The sequence below is a fragment of the Sandaracinus amylolyticus genome (assembly GCF_000737325.1).
Lineage (GTDB): Bacteria > Myxococcota_A > Polyangia > Polyangiales > Sandaracinaceae > Sandaracinus > Sandaracinus amylolyticus.
Map to the genome: position 1 here is coordinate 809372 of NZ_CP011125.1, position 22425 is coordinate 831796.

At 70.4% G+C, this 22425-nt stretch carries 22 protein-coding genes; 10 read left to right on the forward strand and 12 right to left on the reverse strand.

Annotation, left to right across the window (positions count from 1 at the left end):
* The first annotated feature begins 17 nt into the window (after positions 1-17).
* Entirely contained in the window at positions 18-2066 is a 2049-nt protein-coding gene (locus DB32_RS03245; RefSeq protein WP_053230950.1) for an ATP-dependent DNA helicase, read from the forward strand.
* A gap of 31 nt (positions 2067-2097) precedes the next feature.
* On the opposite strand, the gene DB32_RS03250 is transcribed toward DB32_RS03245, so the two are convergent.
* Positions 2098-3759, reverse strand: a complete 1662-nt coding sequence (locus tag DB32_RS03250) for a B12-binding domain-containing radical SAM protein (protein WP_053230951.1) — start codon at positions 3757-3759, stop codon at positions 2098-2100.
* Positions 3760-3818: 59 nt separating this feature from the next.
* Between DB32_RS03250 and DB32_RS03255 the strand changes: the two genes are divergently transcribed.
* Positions 3819-4520, forward strand: a complete 702-nt coding sequence (locus DB32_RS03255) for a hypothetical protein (RefSeq protein WP_053230952.1) — start codon at positions 3819-3821, stop codon at positions 4518-4520.
* Between the two features lie 5 nt (positions 4521-4525).
* Here the strand turns inward: DB32_RS03255 and DB32_RS03260 are convergent, their stop codons facing one another.
* Entirely contained in the window at positions 4526-5518 is a 993-nt protein-coding gene (locus tag DB32_RS03260) for a polysaccharide lyase family 20 protein (RefSeq protein ID WP_169791319.1), read from the reverse strand.
* Between the two features lie 37 nt (positions 5519-5555).
* On the opposite strand from DB32_RS03260, the gene DB32_RS47915 reads away from it, so the two are divergent.
* Positions 5556-6038 carry a hypothetical protein gene (locus DB32_RS47915; RefSeq protein WP_053230954.1) on the forward strand — a complete coding sequence of 161 codons (483 nt, stop codon included), beginning with the start codon at positions 5556-5558 and terminating at the stop codon, positions 6036-6038.
* Positions 6039-6048: 10 nt separating this feature from the next.
* On the opposite strand, the gene DB32_RS03270 is transcribed toward DB32_RS47915, so the two are convergent.
* Complete coding sequence (locus DB32_RS03270; protein ID WP_053230955.1) at positions 6049-6765, reverse strand: hypothetical protein; 717 nt, start codon at positions 6763-6765, stop codon at positions 6049-6051.
* Between the two features lie 316 nt (positions 6766-7081).
* On the opposite strand from DB32_RS03270, the gene DB32_RS03275 reads away from it, so the two are divergent.
* Positions 7082-7555, forward strand: coding sequence for a hypothetical protein (locus tag DB32_RS03275; protein ID WP_053230956.1), 474 nt, complete (start codon positions 7082-7084; stop codon positions 7553-7555).
* Between the two features lie 9 nt (positions 7556-7564).
* Here the strand turns inward: DB32_RS03275 and DB32_RS03280 are convergent, their stop codons facing one another.
* Positions 7565-9373 carry an NAD(P)/FAD-dependent oxidoreductase gene (locus tag DB32_RS03280; protein WP_053230957.1) on the reverse strand — a complete coding sequence of 603 codons (1809 nt, stop codon included), beginning with the start codon at positions 9371-9373 and terminating at the stop codon, positions 7565-7567.
* A 296-nt stretch (positions 9374-9669) separates the two neighbouring features.
* On the opposite strand from DB32_RS03280, the gene DB32_RS03285 reads away from it, so the two are divergent.
* The 4 genes from DB32_RS03285 to DB32_RS03300 are packed head-to-tail and all read left to right on the forward strand — an operon-like array spanning position 9670 to position 13616.
* Complete coding sequence (locus tag DB32_RS03285; RefSeq protein WP_053230958.1) at positions 9670-11280, forward strand: NAD(P)/FAD-dependent oxidoreductase; 1611 nt, start codon at positions 9670-9672, stop codon at positions 11278-11280.
* A gap of 44 nt (positions 11281-11324) precedes the next feature.
* Entirely contained in the window at positions 11325-11654 is a 330-nt protein-coding gene (locus DB32_RS03290; protein WP_053230959.1) for an acyl carrier protein, read from the forward strand.
* Complete coding sequence (locus DB32_RS03295) at positions 11651-12886, forward strand: beta-ketoacyl-ACP synthase (protein ID WP_053230960.1); 1236 nt, start codon at positions 11651-11653, stop codon at positions 12884-12886. Before DB32_RS03290 ends, DB32_RS03295 begins: the two co-directional genes overlap by 4 nt.
* 58 nt (positions 12887-12944) lie before the next feature.
* Positions 12945-13616, forward strand: a complete 672-nt coding sequence (locus DB32_RS03300; protein WP_053230961.1) for a hypothetical protein — start codon at positions 12945-12947, stop codon at positions 13614-13616.
* A 176-nt stretch (positions 13617-13792) separates the two neighbouring features.
* On the opposite strand, the gene DB32_RS03305 is transcribed toward DB32_RS03300, so the two are convergent.
* Positions 13793-14242, reverse strand: coding sequence for a GFA family protein (locus DB32_RS03305; protein ID WP_053238664.1), 450 nt, complete (start codon positions 14240-14242; stop codon positions 13793-13795).
* 162 nt (positions 14243-14404) lie between these two features.
* Here DB32_RS03305 and DB32_RS49875 point away from each other — a divergent pair, with 162 nt between their 5' ends.
* Positions 14405-15505 (forward strand): MBL fold metallo-hydrolase, encoded by a 1101-nt coding sequence (locus DB32_RS49875; protein ID WP_053238665.1) that lies wholly within the window; start codon positions 14405-14407, stop codon positions 15503-15505.
* A gap of 31 nt (positions 15506-15536) precedes the next feature.
* On the opposite strand, the gene DB32_RS03315 is transcribed toward DB32_RS49875, so the two are convergent.
* Complete coding sequence (locus DB32_RS03315) at positions 15537-16010, reverse strand: hypothetical protein (protein WP_053230962.1); 474 nt, start codon at positions 16008-16010, stop codon at positions 15537-15539.
* Positions 16007-16639 (reverse strand): NAD(P)-dependent oxidoreductase, encoded by a 633-nt coding sequence (locus tag DB32_RS03320; RefSeq protein ID WP_053230963.1) that lies wholly within the window; start codon positions 16637-16639, stop codon positions 16007-16009. The genes DB32_RS03315 and DB32_RS03320 overlap by 4 nt, the downstream gene beginning before the upstream one ends.
* A gap of 168 nt (positions 16640-16807) precedes the next feature.
* Between DB32_RS03320 and DB32_RS03325 the strand changes: the two genes are divergently transcribed.
* A complete protein-coding gene (locus tag DB32_RS03325; protein ID WP_053230964.1) occupies positions 16808-17242 on the forward strand; it encodes a MarR family winged helix-turn-helix transcriptional regulator in 435 nt (144 codons plus the stop codon).
* Positions 17243-17261: 19 nt separating this feature from the next.
* Here the strand turns inward: DB32_RS03325 and DB32_RS03330 are convergent, their stop codons facing one another.
* The 5 genes from DB32_RS03330 to DB32_RS03350 all read right to left on the reverse strand — a co-directional run bounded on the left by DB32_RS03330 (position 17262) and on the right by DB32_RS03350 (position 22423).
* The gene (locus tag DB32_RS03330; protein ID WP_053230965.1) at positions 17262-17609 is read right to left on the reverse strand and encodes an ArsR/SmtB family transcription factor; all 348 of its coding nucleotides are present in this window, start codon (positions 17607-17609) and stop codon (positions 17262-17264) included.
* Positions 17596-18054: an SRPBCC family protein gene (locus DB32_RS03335; protein ID WP_053230966.1), complete on the reverse strand. Its 459-nt coding sequence runs from the start codon at positions 18052-18054 to the stop codon at positions 17596-17598. Before DB32_RS03335 ends, DB32_RS03330 begins: the two co-directional genes overlap by 14 nt.
* A gap of 82 nt (positions 18055-18136) precedes the next feature.
* Positions 18137-19192: an SRPBCC family protein gene (locus DB32_RS03340; RefSeq protein ID WP_169791320.1), complete on the reverse strand. Its 1056-nt coding sequence runs from the start codon at positions 19190-19192 to the stop codon at positions 18137-18139.
* A gap of 153 nt (positions 19193-19345) precedes the next feature.
* On the reverse strand, positions 19346-20884 hold the full coding sequence (locus DB32_RS03345; protein ID WP_053230968.1) for an EF-hand domain-containing protein: 1539 nt from the start codon (positions 20882-20884) through the stop codon (positions 19346-19348).
* Positions 20885-20944: 60 nt separating this feature from the next.
* Positions 20945-22423 carry a hypothetical protein gene (locus tag DB32_RS03350; RefSeq protein ID WP_053230969.1) on the reverse strand — a complete coding sequence of 493 codons (1479 nt, stop codon included), beginning with the start codon at positions 22421-22423 and terminating at the stop codon, positions 20945-20947.
* Positions 22424-22425 lie beyond the last annotated feature (2 nt).

A 22425-nucleotide genomic window follows, 5' to 3' on the forward strand; every position in this document is an offset into this window, starting at 1 on the left:
CGCTATGCACAGCGCTCATGCGCGCGCGGGACGTGCTCGGCGAAGGAGGCCTGCTCGAGGCGGCGATCGAGGGATACGAGCGCCGTCCGTCGCAGCTCCGCATGGCCGAGCTCGTCGAGCGCGCGCTCGATCACGACGGCGTCGCGCTGATCGAGGCGGGCACCGGCACCGGCAAGACGCTCGCGTACCTCGTGCCCGCCGCGCTCTCCTCGCGGCGTCGCGTGATCATCTCGACCGGCACGCGCACGCTGCAGGATCAGCTCGTCGAGCACGACGTGCCGCGCCTCGAGCGCGCGCTCGGCCGCCCGATCTCGATCACGGTCCTCAAGGGGCTGCCCAACTATCTCTGCCTGCGCCGCTACGGCGAGCTCACGCACTCCGCGGACTCGCTCACGAAGCCCGACATCGCGCGCATGCTCCCGATCGTGCGCGAGTGGAAGGAGCGCACCGAGACCGGTGATCGCGCCGAGCTCGTCGATCTGCCCGAGGACGCCGCGATCTGGACCGCGATCCAGAGCGGCTCCGACACGCGCATCGGGCGCGCGTGCCGCCACTACGACGACTGCTTCGTCACCAAGGCACGACGGCGCGCCGACGAAGCGCACCTCGTCGTGGTCAACCATCACCTCTTCTTCGCCGACCTCGCGCTGCGCGCGCACGGCGGCGGCGTCCTGCCCGATCACGACGCGGTGATCTTCGACGAGGCGCATCAGATCGAAGACGTCGCGACCGCGTTCTTCGGCGTGCAGCTCTCCTCGCAGCGCATCGACGTGCTGCTGCGCGACGCCGAGCGCGCCTTCGCATCGGTGGGCGCCCTCGACGAGGAATCGCAACGTCTCCTCCGCGTCGTCGTCCTGCGCGCCGACGATCTCTGGGCCGCGCTGCCGCGCACCACGGGGCCCGAGGGTGGACGCAATCCGCTGCCCGAGTCCGCGCTCTCGTCGAAGGTGCGCGACGCGCTGTTCGCGCTCGACGTCGCGCTCGAGGCGCTCGCCGAGCACGCGCGCGGGCGCATCGTGATGGGCGAGGTGATGGCTCACACCGCGCGCCGCGCCGAGCAGGTGCGCACCGCGATCGGCACCATCGCCGAGCCGAGCCACTCGCACGTCACGTGGACCCAGCAGCGCGGCCGCAGCGTGTCGCTCGGCGCGAGCCCGGTGGACGTGAGCTCGCTCTTCCGCGACGAGGTCCTGCATCGCCTCAAGTCGATCGTGTTCGCGTCCGCGACGCTCGCGACCGGCCGCGCCGCGACGAACGCGCTCGAGCCCGCACCGACGAGCATCGTCGTGCCCGACGGAGACGTGCCCGCGCCCGCGACCCCCGCGCCGAGCACGCCCTTCGCGTTCACCAAGCAGCGCCTCGGCATCGACTTCGAGGTCGACGAAGAGGTGCTGCCCTCACCGTTCGACTACGCGCAGCAGGCCGCGCTCTATCTCCCCGATCTCCCCGATCCGCGCGATCCCGCGTTCCTCTCGCTCGCCGCCGCCGAGCTCGACGCGCTGATCGCGCTCACCGGAGGCGGCGCGTTCGTGCTGTGCACCAGCGTGCGCGTGATGAGCGAGCTCGCGCGACGCCTGCGTCCCGCGCTCGCGGCACGACGCGTCGTCACGATGACCCAGGGCGACGCGCCCAAGAACGTGCTGCTCGATCGCTTCCGCGTCGCAGGCGACGCGGTGCTCTTCGCGACGCAGTCGTTCTGGGAGGGCGTCGACGTGCCGGGGCGCGCGCTGCGTCTCGTGGTGATCGACAAGCTGCCCTTCGAGGTGCCCAGCGATCCGCTCGTGGAGGCGCGCTGTCAGCGGATCGAAGAGCAGGGCGGCAGCCCGTTCATGGAGTACCTCGTGCCCTCGGCCGCGCTCGCGCTCAAGCAGGGCTTCGGGCGCCTGATCCGCACCAAGCGCGATCGCGGCGTCGTCGCGCTGCTCGACGCGCGCGTGCGCAAGAAGGGCTACGGCAAGGTGCTCCTGCGCTCGCTGCCCGACGCGCGCCGCTGCCACTCGTTCGCCGAGGTCGAGGACTTCTGGCGCGGACAGCAGGACCTGCTCGCGCTGCTACGGAAATCGTAGCGCTACGATTTCCGTAGCAAGCTGCGGACGATCACGCCGACATCGCGCGCGCGGCGCCGAGCCGCGCCTCGACGTCGCGCACCAGCTGACGGTGCACGAACGCATCGAGCCCGCGCACGATACCGCGCAGGATCGGCTGACCGCGCATCACGTCGCGCTGGAAGTCGAGCAGCGCCTCGCGATCCGCGGGGTCGTAGCCGAGGAGCCCGCGATAGAAGAGGAACCCCTCGAGCCCGACGCGGTGCTCGATGAGCTTCTCGTTCAGGCGCTTCACCTCGTGCGAGACCTCGGTGCACGACATGCCCGGATGGCGCCAGTAGGGCGCGGGCGAGGGCACCCCGCCGAGCGTGACCAGGCCGTGCTTCTTCTTGCTCTCGTCCTTCAGGATCGGAACGCCCTCGACCCACGTCGAGAACGCGACGACGTAGAACACGTCCGGCGGTGCGCTCGCGAGCAATGCATACGTCTCGTCGACCGTCTCCCGCGTCTCGCCGGGGAACCCGACGATCACCGTCACCAGCGACGTGAGCCCGACCTTTCGGCAATTGATCAGCGCGCGCCGGTTCTCGTCCGCGGTGCACGCCTTGTTCATGTTCTTCAGGATCACGTCGCTGCCCGACTCGACCCCGATCTGCACCTGCACGCAGCCCGCGTCCTTCATGAGCTGCGCAGTCGGCAGATCACAGAGATCGTCGGCGCGCGCATAGCAGATCCACTTCAGTCGACTGCCACGCGCGATCAGCCTTCGACACAGCTCCTGCAGTCGCTTGCGCGGCATCGTGAAGAGGCTGTCGAGACAGCTGACGTACTCGATTCCCTGCGCCTCGAGCGCGGCCCAGTCCGCGTCGATTCGCTCGGCGCTGCGATATCGGAACTTCGTGTCGTCGAAGAGATACGGATAGTTGCAGAACGCACATCGATACGGACAGCCACGCACCGACTCGTAGTGCGCCATCCGGAACCGACGTCCGTGCACGCGCTCCGCGATGCGCCAGTCGGGCGCCGGAAGCGCGTCGAGCACGCGCCCCTCGGGCACGCCCGAGAAGAGGATCGGCGTGCCGCCGCGTTCCTCGATGCGCCCGCGCTCCGGCGCGACGAGCTCGCCGGTGCGTAGCCAGCGCGCGATCGCGGGCACCAGCATCTCGCCGTAGCCCACCGCGAGCAGATCGATCGCGCTCGAGCCCTCCCACGTCGCGTGGAGCATCGACGCGAGCGCGCCGCCGGCGACCACCTTGTTGTGCGGTCGCTTCAGCATCGCGAGCATCGGATCCATCTCCGCGCGATCGTGGAGCAGCGTCGTCGAGGCGAACACCGCATCGGTCCGCGCGAGGAGCCGCTCGCGCAGCGATGCATCGGCGTGGAGCTTCGAGTACGTCGTGCACTCGACCTCGAGCCCCTCGTGCTCGAGCAGGGTCGCGAGCGCGACCTCCGTGAGCTCGGGGATCTCTCCGATCGGAGCGTGTCCGTCGAAGCGCTCGACCGCCTCGCGATAGGACGCGCGCCGGAACGTCTCCGAGCGACGATGCCGATCCGCGGCGAGCAGTCGCTCCGCCGCGTGGAGCTTGATCTGCAGATCGAGCCACACCGCCTGCGATCCGCGCAGCGCCGCGATCTGTTTTCGCAGCGCCTCCAGGAGATCGGTGTCCTCGGCCGAGACCAACCCTCCCGTGACCACCAGCACGCGCGGCGACATCGGGGCCGAGAGGTAGCACCGCGCCTGCGCGAGTGCCCGACCGCGCTCATGCTCCGGTCATGCATGCCGACGTGGTCATCGCTCCGCGCTTCAACGGTCCGCCCGACTCGGGCAACGGCGGGTACTCCTGCGGTTGCGTGGCACGCGCGATCGCAGGCTCGTCGCGGGTGCGCCTCCACAAGCCGCCGCCGCTCGATCGCGCGATGCACGTCGAGGACGACGCCGGGACGCACGGCGTGCGACTGCTCGACGGCGAGACGCTCGTCGCGTCCGGCGTGCCCGCGAGCGTCGACGTCGAGGTCCCCGCGATCCCGACGCTCGAGCGCGCGCGCGAAGCGAGCACGCGATACGTCGCGCGCGATCCGCGCGACCACGTGTTCCCGACGTGCTTCGTGTGCGGCCCCGCGCGCGCCGAGGGCGATGGGCTGCGCATCTTCGCCGGGGCGCTCGGTGATGGTGTCGTCGCCGCGCCGTTCGAGCCGAGCGACGATCTCCTCGCGGGCGCGACGCTGCGCTCCGAGATCGTGTGGGCCGCGCTCGACTGCCCCGGCTACTTCGCGATCGTCGGCACGACGATGCAGCCGATGTTGCTCGGCGAGCTCGCGGTCGACGTGCGCGCACCGGTCGGTCGCGGCCCGCACGTGATCGTCGGATGGTCGCTCGGCGGCGAGGGGCGCAAAGCGCGCTGCGGCACCGCGCTCGCGACCCCTTCGGGGCAGGTGCTCGCGGTGGGCGTCGCGACCTGGATCCGCATCGCGTAGCGCCGTCACCGGCGGCGCCGTCGCACCACCATCCCCAGCGACGTCAGCAGCACCGCGATCACGAGCGTGCCAGTCGGGCGACCACGCCCGACTGCGCAGCTCCCACCGACGATCTCGTCCTCGCGCGACATCCGTCCTGCGTCGGCATCGCTCGATGCATCGGAGCGCCCCGCGTCGGAGCCGGCGTCGACACCGCCCGCATCGATCACGCCCGCATCGCGCTCCATCACGCCTGCGTCGGGCTCCTCGCCGGGAAGATCTGCCGGCCGCACGTCGGCGAGCGAATTCCCCTCCACGACGTCGTCGATCACGATCACCGGCACGTCGGAGAACGAGATCGCACCGCGCAGCAATCCGATCTGCACGAAGTGCGGATTGTCGTCGTTCAATGTCCGCGCCACTGCGCCGTCGACGACACGATCGCCGTCGAGCCACACGCTGACGCGCCCGATCGCGGCGTCCTTCGACCAGCGCACGTGCATCGCGATGCGGTGCCACTCGCCGGGCGTGATCACACCCTCGCCGCGCCACTGCTCCACGTTCGACGGCTGTCGCGTGGTGAACGTCAGAGTCGTGCCCGACAGATCGAATGCCATCATCTGTCGATAGCTGTCGGCCGACTCCCAATATCCGATCGTCTGCGCGGGATCGCTCGAGAGCGTCTCGGGAAGATAGAGGCTCCACGCGAAATACGTCTCCGCGCCCTCCGCGGTGCGCGCTGCGTCGGGCTGGTGGCTCAGCTCCACGCGCTTCAGCCCGTTGGGCCAGACGGCATCGTCGTGCAGCTCGATGCGCGCCGCGCGCGTGCCCTCCACCACCGTGTCGCTCTGCACGGTGATGTAGCGACGCCCCTCCACCGTCTCGTTCAGCCGATAGCTGAATTGCGACGTATCGCCGGTCTCGAAGTCCCCGCGCCACGCGACCTGCGCGCTCGCGCGCGACGCGAGCGCCGTCATCGCAGACACCGCCACGAGCCCGAGCACCACGTGTCGCCGCATCGCTCTTCTCTCCTCCTCCGCTGCGTTCTCGGGCACCATGTTGCCCGTGTTCCCCGCGCGCATCGAGCACGTGGAGGCCGCGTTCGGATGTGGCGTCGTCGGCCCGGTCGGCGTGGTCCTCTGGCGAGGTGAGCCGACCGCGGAGCGCCTCGAGCGCGCCACGCTGGTGTTCGAGCGCGCGACGAACGACCTCGCGCGATACGCGATGTTCGCCGTGTGGGAGCCGGGCTCGCCGCCGCCGAACGTCGCGCATCTTCCCGAGATCGCGCGGCGCTTCGACGGGCTCGATCGCCTCCGTGCCACGGTCGGCATCATCGAGGATCGCGGCCCGCTCGCGCGCATGCTCGTCGACGTGGCGAGCACGATCTTCGTGATGCGCCGCCGTCGTGGTCAGCCGCTCAAGCTCTGCACCGATCTCGCGGAGGGCGCGTCGTGGGTCGCGCGGCGCGTCGACGAGCCCCCGCAGCTCGCCGACGCGGTGATCGCGCTGGTGCAACGGCTCCGCACGTCGCTGCCGTAGACCCGCCTCGTCACATCGTGTCGAAGCCGAGGCCACCGAGGAACGCGACGGTCTCGAAGCCGTCGCCGAACCACGTCGGGTGCACCTCGAACGAGACCTGGATCGCGTTGCGATCCCCGCTCGCGTAGGTCGGGATGTTCAGCGCGACGCGCCCGTGCAGGCCGAAGAAGGGCTCGTCCGCGGTGCATCCGACGGGCGCGTCGATCTGCGTGTCCGCGAGCACGCCCTCGTCGCATCCCGTCCAGATGTCGACCGACGGTCCGACGCCGACCGACACCCAGTCTGCGAGCGTCGCCTCGACCAAGAACGAGCTCCAGAACGTGAACGCGCCGTCCTGGCGATCACGCGCGGTCTGCAGGCTCGCGTAGAGCGCAGTCGGCTGGTAGTAGACCGAGAACCAATCACCGATCTGCACGCCGAGACGCGCGCTGGCGCCCATCATCCAGCCCTCGGGCTCGCTCACCGTGTAGCCGCCCAACAGCGAGAATCCGGCGCGCGGACGCACGAAGTCGCGAGGAGGGGCGTCGGCGCCCATGAGCTCGCGCGGTGTGATCGCCGTGGGATAGCTGCCCGGCGGCGGAGGCGTCTCCATCACGACGCCGGGCGGCTCGGACGGCTGTCCGCCCTCGCCCTCGACCTGCGCCGACGCGATCGACGTGATCGCGAGCGCGACGCTCCACGCCACCGTCGCGAGGGCGAGCCGCCCCTTCTTGCCATCGTCGAGCATCGACCTCGTCCTCCTGCGCGCCCGCACGCGGCAGCGCGTCGAGGTGCTCCGCACTCCGCGTTCCAAGTCGTGCGCGCGAGGCGATCCGTCGCGCGCACGCCCCGCGCGTCGCACATCGCGTCTCGACGATGCGCACGCAGCGCTGCGTCGTGCCTCGTCCGTTCGCGGATCGCGCGCGCGGGTGCGCTGCGCCGGGCGATGTGACGATCACCGACGTGCTCACGCGCCCCAGCGCCGCGGCGCGCGCGGGACGAAGAGCCTCCTCGGGGAATTCCACCGTTGACGCGCCCGCGTCCGCTCGCCAAAACGTTCCCGCGTGGGGGTAGAGCACACCGAAGAGGCGTTCGTGGTCGGCCGGCGCGAGCGCATCGTGGCGGCGATCTGGCGCGGCGAGCCGACGCGCGAGCGGCTCGAGCGCTCGTTCGACGTGACTGCGCGCGCGATGGAGCGCGCGGGGCACGGCGTCGGCCTCGTCGTGATCGTCGAGCCGGGCTCACCGCCGCCCGAGCCCGACAGCCTGCCGTGGGTCGCGGGCGTGCTCGACGAGCTCGACTCGCTCGCCGCGATCGCGGTGGTGCTCGAGGAGCGCACCGACCTGCTCGTCGACACGGCCGCGTCGATCCACTCGATGACGCGGCCGAGCCGTCAGCCGCTCAAGGTGCTCGCCGACGCCGACGAGGCCGTGGTGTGGCTGCTGCGCCGGCTCGACCCGACGCCGAGCGCGTCGTCACGCATCGCCGTGCGCGCGTGGATCGAGTCGCTCCGCGCCGCGCTGCCCGAGCCCAGCTAGGACCGCTTTCTAGCTCGCGAGGCGCGGCGCGCCGATGCCGCGCGCCGTCGCGAGCAGCTCGCGCATCGTCGGCCCCGATTGGTCGTTCTCGACCTCGGGCAGACAGCGCAACATGTCGCGCGCGATCCGCGGGAGCGACTTCCGCAGACTGGCACGCTCGCTCGAAGCGTCGTAGTCGAGGCGGGCCTCGTCGAACACCAGATCCCACTCCACGAATCGAGTCCTCGCGACGAGCTCGCCGACCTGCTCCGGCCCGACGGCCTTGAGCGCGCGCAGCGTGAGCTCCGCGACGACCTCCTTCGCGCCCTCGAGGTTCTTCTTCATCACCTCGTAGGTCTCGTCCGGCGTGCGGCGATTCTGCAGATCGAGGTGCAGATCCGCGAGCAGCGACGGGAACTGCGGCAGCGGGAGGAAATCACCCTTCGCGCGCCCCGGCGCGAGGTGCGCCCACGCCTTGAGCATCTCCTGCGCCTTCACGTTCAGCGCGGCGAACTCCCGGTGCAGCTCGCGGAACTTGCGATGATCGGCAGGCGAGACGCGATAGACGCGATTGAAGAAGTACTGACAGATGAACGACCAGTAATGGAAGTTGTCCCAGTACAGCTTCGCCGGGAGCACGCCGGGCGATCCGTTGATGTGGCTGTGCCGCCGGAACGTCGTCGTCGTGACCTCGGTGAACCCGAGCATGAACTCGTTCGAGTCCGTCACACGCTGCGCGAAGTCCGCGTCGCCGCGCATCTCCGAGCGCACCAATTCGGTCGCGAGCACGTTCGCGATCGCGATCAGATCACTGCCCGGCGAATACAGCGGATCGACGAACACGCCCGCTTCGCCGACACACGCCCAGCGGTCCTGACTGAAGACCTGCTCGCTGGTGTACGCATATCGGCGCAGCACCTTGAAGTCGTCGAGCGGCAGATCCTTGATCTTCTCGAAGAGCACCGGCTCGTGCTCCTCGATCCACTTCATCGCGCGCTCGGGCCGCGCGTAGGTCTCGAACGGATGGTGCTCCTCGCCCGCGACGATGCCGATCGAGTGATATCCGGTCGACAGCGGAATGAGCCACACCCAGTAGCCGACGCCGCACAGGTGGCACGTCGAGAGCCAGCGGTTGTGATCGACGTCGCGCGCGTGCCACGCGCGCTCGCTCTCCGGCACCAGCGACGCGACGTCGAGCTTGCCGGTCACGCGGAACCACGCCGCGCTGTGCGGATGATCGCTGTCGCGCGTCAGGCCGAGCTTCTTCTGGATGATCCGGCGGCGACCGCTCGCGTCGATCACCCAGCGCGCCTCGAGGACCTCGCGACGACCGCCGTCCGCCGAGATCATCACCTGGTGTCGCGCGCCGTCCTCGAGCAGCGCGTCCTCGGGCACCGCGCCCTCGCGCCGCGCGGCGAGCTCGACGCCGTACACGTGCCAGCCCTCGTAGAGCGCCGCGCCGTCCTGCTCGACGAATCCGCGCAGATCGTTCTCGAAGCGCCCGCGATCGAGCTGGAAGCTCGGCACCACGGGGTGCTCGCTCGGGCCGATCTCGCGACGCGCCGCGAGCGGTCCGCGCGTGTCGCCGGTGAAGTAGCGCAGACCGTTCTTCACGAGCTGGCGCTCGTGGAGGTACGCGTTGAGGTCGAGCACGTGCTCGAAGAAGTGCGCGCCGATCTCGACGCTCGACTCGCCGACCTTGTGGCACGCGTCGGGCAGCGGGCGCTTCGTCGGCTCGACCACCGCGACGCTCACCGCGGGCATCTCGCGCCGCAGGTGACGGGCCAACGTCAGGCCCGCGAGACCACCACCACAGATCACGACGTCGTAGCGCTTCATAGAGGCGCGGCGAGTCTACTCGTGGCCCCCCGCCCACGCACCCGCGGGAGAGTGCGAGATCCCCTAGCGAAACAGACGGCTGCGGCGGGTCCTTGCGCGTGCAAATGTCCGGGGTTCCAGCGTCCGCGGAACGGGTGGCGTGCGGAACATGGCGCCGATATCCTAGGCCCCCTCTCGGGGGAGAAGCGCACCCACGCCGCCGTAGCGCACCGGAGTCCGCCACGGCGGCGAAGTCGATCCCAGAGCCCCGCGCCGCGTCGAAGGCAGCTGTCCATCCCACCGAGCCCGGAGAAGTCGTGCACCCCGAGAAGAAGGTCGACGTCGCGATCCTCGGCGGTGGTCTCGCCGGCAACCTGGTGGCGCGTCAGCTGCGCCGGACGCTCCCCGACGTCTCGATCGCGATCTTCGAGAAGGACGTCGAGCGCGGCTTCAAGGTGGGCGAGTCGAGCGTCGAGATCGCCTCGAATTTCTTCATCCGGAAGCTCGGGCTCTCGACGTATATGTACGACGAGCAGCTCGCGAAGAACGGCCTCCGCTTCTTCTTCGACACCCCCGAGAAGAACGCGCACCTCTTCGAGATGAGCGAGGTCGGCAGCAACAAGCTGCCGATGTTCCCGACCTTCCAGATCGATCGCGCGCGCTTCGAGGCGGATCTCCTCGAGATGAATCGCGCCGACGCGGTCGACGTCCAGGTCGGCGTCACCGTGCGCGATCTCGAGCTGAAGAGCGGCACCGACGAGGCGCGCACGCACCGCCACGCGTTCACCGTCGAGGCGCCGGACGGCGCGCGCACGCGCTACGCCGCGCGCTGGGTGATCGACGCGAGCGGTCGGCGCCAGCTGATCAGCAACCAGCGCGAGCTGCGCGTGCGCGAGCCGCACGGATGCGGCGCGGTGTGGGGCCGCTTCACCGGCATCACCGACATGGACGGCTTGAGCGAGCGAGGCGGCGCGGGAGAGAGACCGTGGCCCGGCGCCGACGCGTGGAAGGCGCGGGCGCGCCACACCGCGCGCGTGCTGAGCACGAACCACTTCTGCTATCGCGGCTACTGGATCTGGTTCATCCCGATCGCGCGCGGCGTGACGTCGCTCGGTGTCGTCGGCGAGGTGTTCGAGCCGTGGATGCGCACGGAAGAGGGCTTCTGGAAGTTCCTCCGCGAGCACCGCGCCGTCGCGTCGCTGATCGAGAAGGCCGAGATGCTCGATGTCGGCCACTACGCTCGATACACGTATGGGACCAAGCAGTTCTGGGACGGCGCCGAGCGCTGGGCGATGATCGGCGAGGCCGCGGCCTTCAGCGATCCGTTCTACTCGCCGGGCTCCGACTACATCTCGATCGAGAGCGACATGATCACCGACATGATCCGTCGCGACTTCGAGGGTGAGTCGGACGCGGATCTCGCGGAGCGCAGCCGTCTGTACGACGAGTTCATGCGCTTCCGGTACGAAGCCACGATGAAGCTCTATCGCGAGCAGTATCCGGTGCTCGGCAGCTTCGAGACGATGCGTCTCAAGTGGAACTTCGACATCAGCTGTTACTACAACCTCTGGCTCGACTTCTTCTTGCGCGATCACCACCTCGATCTGCGCAAGGTGCGCGAGCAGCTCCGGCGCAAGGAGTACGTGCTCAACGCGCTGGAGAACTTCCGGCAGCTCTTCGGACGCCTGGTGCGCGAGCTCGAGGTGAGCGGGAATTATCACCGCGCGAACCTCGGCCAATACAACGACGGCACCGATCTCCTGCACTTCCAGGACGAGATCGGCCGTGAGCGGAAGAAGGGCGGCGTCAACGCGCGCACCGAGGAGATCTTCAATTTCTGTCTGACCGAGGCGCGCCGGATCCTCGGCGAGACCGGCGGCGCGCCGCTCGATCTCCATCAGTTCATGGAGCCCGTGCAGCTCGCCTGAGCCGCGCGGATTCGTGGTTCCAGACTTTTTCGTAAGAGAGCACCGTGTCCGAGACTGCCACGCTCAGCCGCGACGAGATCTTCGGGAAGATCGTCGAGATCCTCAGTGACTCGTTCGAGCTCGATCCGAAGAAGATCACCAAGGAGTCGACGCTCTACGAAGAGCTCGATCTCGACAGCATCGACGCGATCGACATCTTCACGCAGCTGCGCGAGATGACGGGGCGCCGCCCCGACCCGGCCGACGCGCGCAAGGTGCGCACCGTCGACGAGCTCATCGACTTCGTGCTCGCCGAGATCGACAAGGCGAAGGCGGGCGTGCCGGAGGGACCGACCGAGCCGCCGACGAACCCGGGCGCGGGCGAGACGCAGTGAGCGGCCGCCGCGTCGTCGTCACCGGGCTCGGCCTCGCCTCGCCGATCGGCAACAGCGACGCCGAAGCGACGGAGTCGCTGCAGCGAGGTCGTCACGGCATCCGCAAGATGCCGGAGTGGGGCCACATCCCCGACCTCCAGACGCGCATCGGCGGCGCGGTGACCGGGCTCGATCTGCAGGCGCACTTCCCGCGGCGGAAGCGCCGCACGATGGGCCTCGTCGCGCTCTACGCGGCGTACGCGAGCGAGCAGGCGATCGCGCAGGCGGGCATCGGCCCCGAGGTGCTCGGCAGCGGGCGGTGCGGCATCGCGTACGGATCGACGACGGGCAGCTCGCAGGCGCTCGAGGAGTTCTGCGGTCCGCTCTTCACGCAGTTCACGATGCGCGGGCTCGACTCGAGCTCGTACCTGAAGTTCATGACGCACACGTGCGCCGCGAACATGGCGTCGTTCTTCGGGATCCGCGGGCGCGTGCTGCCGATGATCAGCGCGTGCACCAGCGGCTCGCAGTCGGTCGGCGCGGCGTACGAGGCGATCAAGTACGGCATGCAGGACGTGATGGTCGCGGGCGGCGCGGAAGAGCTGCACTACGCGACGGCGGTCACGTTCGACCTGCTGATGGCGACGAGCATCCGCTTCAACGAGACGCCGGAGCGCTCGCCGCGTCCGTTCGACGTGAAGCGCGACGGCCTCGTGATCGGCGAGGGCGCGGCGACGCTGGTGCTCGAGGACCTCGAGCACGCGAAGAAGCGCGGCGCGAAGATCCTCGCGGAGATCATCGGCTACGGCACGAACTGCGATGGGCTGCACATCACCGCGCCGAGCGAGGACGGGATGCGCGGCGCGATGGAGCTCGCGCTCTCGGACTCGAAGGCGCACCCGAACGACATCGACTACGTGAACGCGCACGGCACGGGCACGGAGATCGGCGACATCGCGGAGACCAACGCGACGTACTCGGTGTTCAAGCGCGACGTGCCGGTCTCGACGATGAAGAGCTACACCGGCCACACGCTCGGCGCGTGCGGCGCGATGGAAGCGGTGTTCTGCCTGCAGATGATGCGCGAGGGGTTCCTCGCGCCGAACCGGAACCTCGACGAGATCGATCCGCGCTGCGCGAAGCTCGGCTATCTGCGCGAAGTCGTGCAGAAGCGACCGAGGACGATCATGACGAACAACTTCGCGTTCGGCGGAGTGAACACGTCGCTCGTCCTGCGCGCCTGGGGCGAGTAGCCGCTTACCGATGCTTCGCGGTCGCGGCGCGTGACCGGTGCGCCGCTACATTCGCGCGATGTCGAACACGACGACGCGCGCGATCATGATCGCGATCCTCGCGCTCGGGTGCGCGCCCTCTCGCACCCCGGCGGCCGAGGAGACCAGCACGGCCGAGCAGACGAGCGGAGCCGAGGCGGTCTCGTCCGACCCGTGCCGCGGCTCGGCGCTCGAGCTCGATCGTGTGGCCGCGGAGTGCCGGGTCGAGACCGCTCGGAACGGGGTCGATCGCGCCGCCGACGCGAGCGTGCTCGTCGCGCGCGTGGAGCCGGTCTCGGTGCGCAGCGGTGAGCGGGCGCGGATCCCGGTCGCGTTCCGCAACGCGACGGCCGAGCCGCTCGAGGTCGTGCTCCCGCCGCACGTCGGGATCGGCGGCACCGACATCGAGCGCGACGGCGAGCGTGTGGGCTACCGGGACGAGTACTCGGGGCTCGCGTTCGCGATGGGATGCGCGAGCCCGTGCCGGTGGATCCGCGTCGTCCTCGAGCCTGGCGGAACGCTCCACGCGGTCGTCGACGTGTCCGCGCGCGTCCGGGTCCGACGCGGCACCACCGCGCCCGAGATGCACGATGGCGAGGCGATCCCGCCGGGCCGCTACGACCTCGTGATCTGGACGCCGTGGCTCGGTCCGAGCGCCGACGGCCGCGTCGTGCAGCGCCGGGTGCGCACGACGGTCGACGTGACGCCCTGATGTCTCAGCGCGTTTCACGCGAGTGAAACACACGGGCGCTCTCGCGCGCACGAGCTGGTGCGCGCCGATGCGACAGTTATCGGACGCGCGCCTCGACCGGGCGCGCTGAGCCGGCGCGCGAAACGTGTGTTTCACGACCGATGAAACGCGTGAAACACACGTTTCAGCGCGGTCCATCAGAGGTGGCGGGTGCGCGCGGGCGGACGATCCCACGCGTCGTTCGCGCCGTCCTCGTAGGTGATCGGCGCGCGCTCGAGCTCCTCCGGCGTCGCATCGTCGAGGCACGCGATGTTGACGGCGTAGAAGTCCCCGCCGAGCTGCTCCATCGACGCGCTCGCGTACGTCGTGACACCGCACGCCTTGCAGAAGCGGTGGTGGATGGCCCGCGTGCCGAACAGATAGTCGCCGAGCACCTCGTCTCCCGCGGTCGCGCGGAAGTCCTTCGCGCGCACGAAGCCTTTCCACATGCGCGTCTTCAGGCAGTACGTGCAGTCGCATCGGAAGGTCGAAGTCCACCACACGCCGGGCAGCTCCGGCGCCGATCGCTGCTCCGCAGGTGCGAGATCGAGGTCGCACTCGAACCGGACCGCGCCGCAGTGACAGCTGCCTCGATACGTCTTCTTCATTCGATCCTCCAGCGTTCGTCGAGCCGCGGCGAGGACGCCGCGACGAGGCTTGGACGGATCTCGCGGCGCGAGATCATCGGTCTCGTCGATCGATCGGGGGACGCGCACTGCGCGGCTCTGGCACCCGCGTTGCTGGAGCAAGCGCGGGAGGAGGCCGCCGCCATGCTGTTCCGGCAGCTCTTCGATCTCGAGTCGTCGACCTACACGTACCTGCTCGCCGACGAAGACACGCGCGAGGCCGTGCTCATCGATCCGGTGCTCGAGCAGGTCGAGCGCGACCTCTCGTTGGTGCGCGAGCTCGATCTGCGCCTCGTCTACGTGCTCGACACGCACGTCCATGCGGATCACGTGACGGGCGCCGGCGCGGTCCGGGAGCGCACGCGCGCGAGATCCGTGTTGTCGGAGCGCTCGGGCGCGGGCTGCGCGGACGTCTTCGTCAAAGAGGGCGACGTGATCCGGTTCGGACGCCACGCCCTCGAGGTGCGCGAGACACCCGGCCACACGAACGGCTGCGTGACCTACGTGACCGCGGATCACACGATGGCGTTCACCGGCGACGCGCTGCTGGTGCGCGGCTCCGGACGCACCGACTTCCAGCAGGGCAGTCCGCACGCGCTCTATCACTCGGTGCACGAGAAGATCTTCTCGCTGCCCGACGGATGCCTGCTCTATCCCGCGCACGACTACAAGGGTCGCACCGTGACCAGCGTCGCCGAGGAGAAGCGCTTCAATCCGCGCCTCGGAGGCGGAAAGAGCGAGCCCGAGTTCGTCGACATCATGGAGCACCTGCAGCTCGCCTATCCGAAGAAGATCGATGTCGCGGTGCCCGCGAACCTGCACTGCGGGCTTCCCGAGCCCGCGCACCGCGAGCCCGAGCACGCATCGACGTGGGCCCCGGTCGAGACGAGCGCGGGCGGGATCCCCGAGGTCACGCCCGAGTGGGTCGCTTCGAACCGGAGCGCCGCGCGCGTCGTCGACGTGCGCGAGCCGATCGAGCTCTCGAGCGAGCTCGGGCACATCCCGGGCGTCGAGCACGTGCCGCTCGCCGCGGTGCCGAGCGTCGCGCAGCGCTGGTCGCGCGATCGGCCGGTCGTGCTGGTGTGTCGATCCGGCGGGCGCTCGGGCAAGGCGGCGCTGCAGCTGCGCGACATGGGGTTTCGCGACGTCGCGTCGATCCGCGGAGGGATGACCGCTTGGAACGCGGCGAAGCTGCCGATCGAGCGGCGCCCGATCGCGGCGTACCCGCCGTCGCCGCAGGGGTGAAACGACGTTTCACGCACGGTGAAACGCTGTTTCACATCCCGAAGTGCATGAGCACCATGCAGGTCAGCACGACGAGGAACCCGCTGGTGACGAGCGCGCCCTCGACGGCGACCCGACGCGACGCGCCGTCGCGCAGCCGGTCGCCGTCCCACACGCGCGCTTCGAGGGTGCGCGAGGCGATCGCGCCGTGCGCCGAGAGCGCCAGCGAGACCACGAGCGCGACCAGGAACGTCGCCCCGTAGGGCGTCGCGAGGTGGCTCCACGAGCGCACCACGCCGAGCGCGGTGCCGCGCAGCAGACCGAGCGCGAGCGTGCACGTCCCCGCGATCGCCATCGTCGGCCCGAGCACGCGCGCGATCTCGCGATACGTCTCGCGCGCTTCGCGCGGCGGTCTTCGCAGGAGCGCGGGCCAGCACGCGAGCGAGAAGAGCACCGAGCCTCCGAGCCAGGTCACGCCCGCGAGCACGTGGAGCGCGTGCGTGAGCAGCACCCACGGCACGCTCACGACGACCTCCGATCCGGGCCCGAGACACCGAGCGCGCGCCCGACGAGCCTCGGGTCCGCGACCGCGTCGAGCAGGGCCATCGCGTAGTCGGCGCGATCGAGCGTCCACGCGCCGCCGGTCGCGTCGGCTTCGAAGTCGGTGTGCACGCGGCCGCGCGGTGCGCCGTCTCCGAGGCGCGTCGCGCGCACGATCGTCCAGTCGAGGCCGCTCTCTTCGACGAGCGTCTCCTGGCGCACGAGATCGCAGTAGACGTGGCGGAAGAACAGCCACGCGAGCGCGACCGCGAGCCACGGCCGCGTCGCGACCACCGAGCGGCTGCTGGTCGTCACGAGGCGCGACACGCTGGCGCTCCGCATCGCGGAGACGAGCGCGCGGGTCACGTCGCTCGCGCTGCGGGTCGGACCGAGACCCTCGCCCGCCACGATCGAGATCACCGCGTCCTGGCCCTCGAGCGCGGTGCGAAGCGCGCGCGGATCGCGCCCGTCGCCCACGACGACGCGCACGCCGGGAGAGCCCGCGAGCACGTCGGCACGCCGGCCGAACGCGGTCACCGCGTGCCCGCGGCGGATCGCCTGCTCCACGACGTGACGACCGGTGCGACCGCTCGCGCCGATCACGACGATGTTCATCTCCGATCCTCCTGCGCGCCTCGACGTGAGGCATTCTTCGAGAGGTCCGCTCGTCGAATCTCTCGATCGTCGAAAGGTTCGATGGTCGAGACGTATGGTGGAGCGAGAGACTTGTCAACTCGAAAGCCGAAGGTGTCTCCGGCGCGGCGGGCCCTGATCGAGGCAGCGATGCTCGCGGGACGCGAGAGCAGCACGGCCGGCGTGCTGCTCCACACCGCGATCGCCGAGAGCGTCGGGCTCAGCGCGACGGACGAGAAGACGATCGAGATCCTCGCGCGCCTCGGTCCGCTGAGCGCGGGGGAGATCGCGCAGCACACCGGGCTCGCGAGCGCGTCCGTCACGAGCTTGATCGATCGTCTCGAGGAGCGCGGGCTCGTGCGGCGGGTGCGCGACGCCGTCGATCGACGGCGCGTGATGGTCGAGGTCGCGCCCGAGAAGAGCGCAGAGCTCGGCGCGATGTTCGAGCCGATCCGTCGCGAGATGGAGACGCTGCTCGCGAAGTACGACGACGCACAGCTCGCGGCGATCGCCGACTACCTGTCGCGCGCGGCGGCGTGGTCGCGCGAGCACGCCGCGGCGCTGCGCGCGCGGAGAGGACGTTGAGGTCGAGCGCGACCCGACCTCAGTCGCGCTCGACGTGCGCCGCCAGGCGATCGAGGGCGTCGTCCCACGCCGCCGAGATGCGATCGAGCGCGCGTCGCGCGGTCTCGAGCTCGCGCGGGTGCAGCTCGTAGACGCTCTCGCGTCCTTGGCGCGCGCTGCGCACGAGGCCCGCGGTCTCGAGCACGAGCAGGTGCTTCGAGATCGCCTGGCGCGTGACGCCCGAGCCCTCGGTGAGGCGCGCGATCGACGCCGGCCCGCCGGTGCCGAGACGCGCGACGATGCGCAGGCGCGTCTCGTCGCCGAGCGCCGCGAACACCGGCGCAGCAGCGCGCAGCTCGCGCGCGGTCGAGCGCTCAGCCCTCGACATGGCGCGCGATGTTCTCCAGCTGAGCCTCCCAGCCGCCGGTGTTCATGCGGTACGCCTCGGCGCGGCGCGCCAGCGGGATGCGGTCGAAGCCGGACTCGGTCGCGACCAACAGCGTGCCGCCGGGCGCGTCCTCGAGGACGAATTCGACGAGCGTCGGCTCTTCCTTCGAGTAGTCGACCGCGGGATCGACCGCATACGGGTGCCATCGGAGCGCGAAGAGGCGCTGCGGCTCGATCTTCGTGATCCACATCTCGATGACGAGGTGCGAGTACTCGGGGATCGTGAGACGGCCGCGGACGTGCGCGCCGGGCTCGAACGTCGTCGCGTCGAGCCGCATGCCGAACCACTGGCCGAGCTCGGCGGGATCCGTGAGCGCGCGCCACACGCGATCACGCGGGGCGCGGAGCAGGCGCTTCTTCTCGATGCGATCGGTGCTCGACGTCATGTGCAACCTCCAGGTTGCATCAACAGATAGGCGACGTCGCGCTGATGGGCAACCGTTTAATTGCGCATTGCGCGCGCTCCGATCAGGGCCGCGTCGCCGGGAGTCCTTCGATCCACGCGCGCACGAGCTCGGCGCCTGCTTCGTCGACGAAGTCGCTGGCGTCCGTCGGGCCCGGCGGCATGTCCCACTCATCGCCCCGATGCAGCATGCGGACGTAGAGCTGACTCGACAGCGGATCGCCGGGAACGACGGCGATCGTCGTGCCGTCGGCGTCGTGGTGCATCTCGGCCCCGACGGTCGTCCGCACCGCGGGCGCATCGAGCGGATCGACGAGGCCCACCGGGATGCGCAACCGGAGCGCGCGGAAGCGCGAGAGCGGGTGAGCCGAATCGTGGCAGTGGCCGCAGTTGGCGTGCAGGTAGCCGAGCGCCGACTGCTCGAGCTCGGTGCCGGGGATCGCTGGCCTCGGGGCGATCGGGTCGGTGACGAGCGCCGCTGCCTCGAGCTGCACGAGGAAGTCGTCCGGCGCTCCCGTGGCGAGCTGAATCGCGCCGACGCCGTTCAGACCATCGATCGCGCCCCGGTGGCAGGTGAAGCAGTCGTCGATCGCGGGCACGTCGTGCGGTGTGCCCAGCACGTCGGTGGCGCCTTCGGGGCGAGCGTCCGCGTCCGATCCGTCGGCGCGCCAGACGTAGGCGACGTTCTCCCAGCGATCGGCCTCGACCTTGTGGAGGAACCGCGTCTCGACGCGGACGCCATCGACACGGAACTCCTTCCACACGCGGGTGCCGATCGGGAACACCCAGACGTCGGGATCACGCGTGTCGATGCGCGTGCCGGGAGGCAAGTAGATCCACCGCTGCTTCTCGGCGCCATCGGCCCACAGCTCGAAGCGCACGCGGAAAGGCATCACGCCCGGTGCAAGCGTCGCGGCAGCCACGTCGTCGTAGAGGCCCGTCTCGGAGAGCACCGACGGCCCGACGAACGCCTGTCCGGGCGTCGGCCGTGCATCGGCAGGAGCATCCGCACTGGCGTCCTCGCTGGCTCCGGCGTCGGCCCCACCATCGACCGCATCGACCGCAGGCGTGCACGCCCAGAGGGCACCCGCAGCAATCGCGACCACGGCTCGGGAACACATGGGGGCCGACGGTAGCGACGCGCGTCGTCCCGGTCGAGCGCGAGCTCGCGAGCGGCCTCGGCGGCTCGTTCTGGGGTCGCAGCCGCTGGAGCGCCTCGCGCTCGTTCGTCGTCGGCGATGGGCAGCGGCGACGAGAGATGTTGCGACGGCCCTTCAGTGCTTCGTGGGTCGCATCGACGCGCAGAACTCGTCCCAGTCGATCGCGCCGCTGCCGTCGAGATCGGCGGCGTCCATCAGCGCGTCGAGCTCGACCTTGCGCAGCGCGTCCGCGCCGTCCTGCAGCGCGCGCTGGAGCTCGGCGCGCGTGACGTGACCGTCGCCGTCGTCGTCGAGCGCGCGGAACGCGAGCGCGAGCGCGTGCTCGTCGTCGGGCTCGGGCGCGAACCACGTCGTGAGGAACGCGGCGAGCTCGCGCGGCTCGATGCGGCCGTTGCCGTCGCGATCGAGCGCGCTCATCAGGCGATCGAGCTCGTGATCGCGCAGCTCGATCCCTTGGCGCGCGAGCAGCGCGCGCAGCTCGTCGCGGCCGAGCGCGCCCGCACGATCGAGCGCGAAGAGGCTCGCGATCCAGCGCGCGTCGGGCGCGCTCACGTCGGCGCGACGCGGCTGCGGCGGGCGCGAGAGGCGCAGCGTGCGCAGCGACGCGACGACCGCGAGCCCGAGCCTCGAGCGCACGATCTGCGCGCGCAGCGAGCGCTCCTTGGTGACGAGCCAGAGCAGGAAGCCGACGTCGATCGCGGCGAACACGAAGGGCGCGAGCGCGGGCGCGAACCGCGAGCACACGTTCGCGAGCCCGGTGTAGAGCGTCACCTGCACGCAGAACATCATGTTGCGCTGGTGCTCGGTGACCCATCCCTGCAGCCACGCGCGCGGCGTCGCGCGCAGCCAGTACGAGACGTTGCGCGCGACGAGATAGACGTACGCGGGGATCTGGACGAGGTAGACGATCGCGAACGGGTACGTGTTCGGCGTCTCCGCGGGGCCGCCGCGCGCGAGGCGCATCACCGCCCAGATCGTGAGCCCGATGCCGAGCACGACGCTCGAGAGCGGGAGGAAGAGCATCACCGCGCGCATCGAGCGTGGCGGCGGGCGGTTCTTGTAGCGGAGCGCCGCGAGCCCGTGCGCGAGGAAGTCGATGACGAGCGACGAGATGAACGCGAACTGCAGATAGAGATAGAGCGAGAAGCCCTGGTTCGTGACGTCGTAGTAGCGAGTCGGCTCGAAGCCGCGCGCGATGAGGATGTGCCCGCTGTTGATCAGGCCGTCGATCAGGTGGAGCAGCCACACGACGACGAAGACGCGGCCCGCGCGCACGTGCAGCGCGCTGCCCGGGGTCGCGAGGAGCGGCACGAGGCACGTCGCGAAGAGCAGGATGCCGGTGACGTCGTGCAGGCCGACGAAGAGCTGGAATCCCCAGCGCCATCCGAACGGGTTCGGGTGGTGGTGGAACGGCGTGACGTGCTCGGTGACGACCTGCGCGCCCGTGGCCCAGGTGGTGGGATACGCGAGCCCGCCCTGCCACGCGAGGAGCATGCAGACGATGCTGTGCACGCGCAGCGCGAGGAGGATCGCGAGCACCGCGAGGAACGCGGCGCGCGGCATCGCGCGGTGGTGCTGGCGGAGGCGCAGGAACGCGTTGCGACGGATGCGGTCGCGCGCGATCTCGCGGAGCACGTGGCCGGGGTCGAGCACGTCGGTGCGCGATGGGTACCGGCGCGGCGCGAGCGGATCAAGACCGCGAGCGAGGTCGGATCAGCGCGGGGCCCACGGCAGGACGCTCGATGCTTCGCCGCGCAGCGTGAGCGTGAACGGGCCTGCGGTCGCCTCGTCGGGCACGCCGATCCACACGCGGTGCGTGCCCGCGCTCCAGAGGTGCCTCGCGCGGGCCGCGCGCACGCACTCGAACGTGCGATCGGGATGCTCGACGACCGCGAACGGTGCGCTCTCGCCGGCGAGCGCGAAGACCACGTCGCGCGCCTCCGCGAGCTGGAGCGCGACGTGCGGGCGCATGCCGATCAGTCCGCCCGGGCAGTCCGCGCCGATCGCGCTCGGCGAGACCTCTTCGTGCGCGCTGCCCTCGATCGTGATCTCGCCCGCGCCGAGCTCGCGCGTGCCGTGCTCGGGTGCGGCGTCGCGATCGATCACGTGGGCGCTCACGTCGAGCGAGTAGGGCACCGGCGTCGCGCTCTCGGCGTACGTGCCGATCCACACCGGGTGATCGCCGGCGCGCAGGAGCGTCGCGATCTGCGGCTCGTTGCCGTGGCCCGAGTCGTCGTCGCACTTCACGGTGCCGTCGGGCTCGCGGACGAGCATCACGAGATCGCTCTGGCTGCTCGCGTGGAGGCGCACCGCGGCATCCCGCGCGAGGCGCAACGTGAGCTGCGGCGCGATCGGGAGGTAGCCGCGGCAGCTCGCGTTCTGCTCGCTCGCCGCGGTGACGGGCTGCACGGTGCCGCTGATCGCGCGGGTCACGTCGGGACCCTCGACGATCGGGGTGCCCGCCGACGCGGCCGCCTCCTCGGGCGTCATGCGCGCGGTGATCGCGAGCGTGAAGTCGATCGACTCGCCGTGGGAGTACGTGCCGACCCACACCCGCGTGTCGCCGGGCGGCACCGTCGCGGAGATCAGCGGGTTCAGCGAGCCTCCGCCGTCGTCGTCGCACAGCACGCGACCATCCGGGGTGACCACGAGCATCACCATGTCGCCCGAGACCGCGCGCGGCGCGATGCGCAGCGACGTCGGGCGCGTGGAGCGCAGCACGAGCTGCGGCGCGTCGGGCACGTAGCCGCGGCACTGGTCGGGCGTGCTCGTCGTGCCGCGCGTGGTGAGCGGCGGGAGCGCGGGCTCGGGCGTCGCGTCGAGGTCGACGAGGCCGAGCGAAGGCGCCGCGTCGTGCGAAGGGCCGCATCCGATCCCGGTCAGGCGCACGAACGCGAAGATCGCGCCGCCGACGCCGAGCGCGATCACGAGGTACTTCGGGATCTGCGAGGGCGCCTTCCGGTCGTGGCGCAGCATCTCGACGCGACGCCGCTGCGACTCGCGCGCCTCGGCGGCCTTGACCTCGAGCTCCTTGCGCTTGCGCTCCTCCGCGATGCCGAGCTGCTCCTCGAGCTCGCTCACGCGCGCCTTCAGGCGATCGCGCTCCTCCGCGACGTCGCGCTGCGCGTCGAGCTCGCGCTCGAGGATCTCGATGCGCGCGCGGAGCGCGTCGGTGTCGTCGCGGAACGCCATCG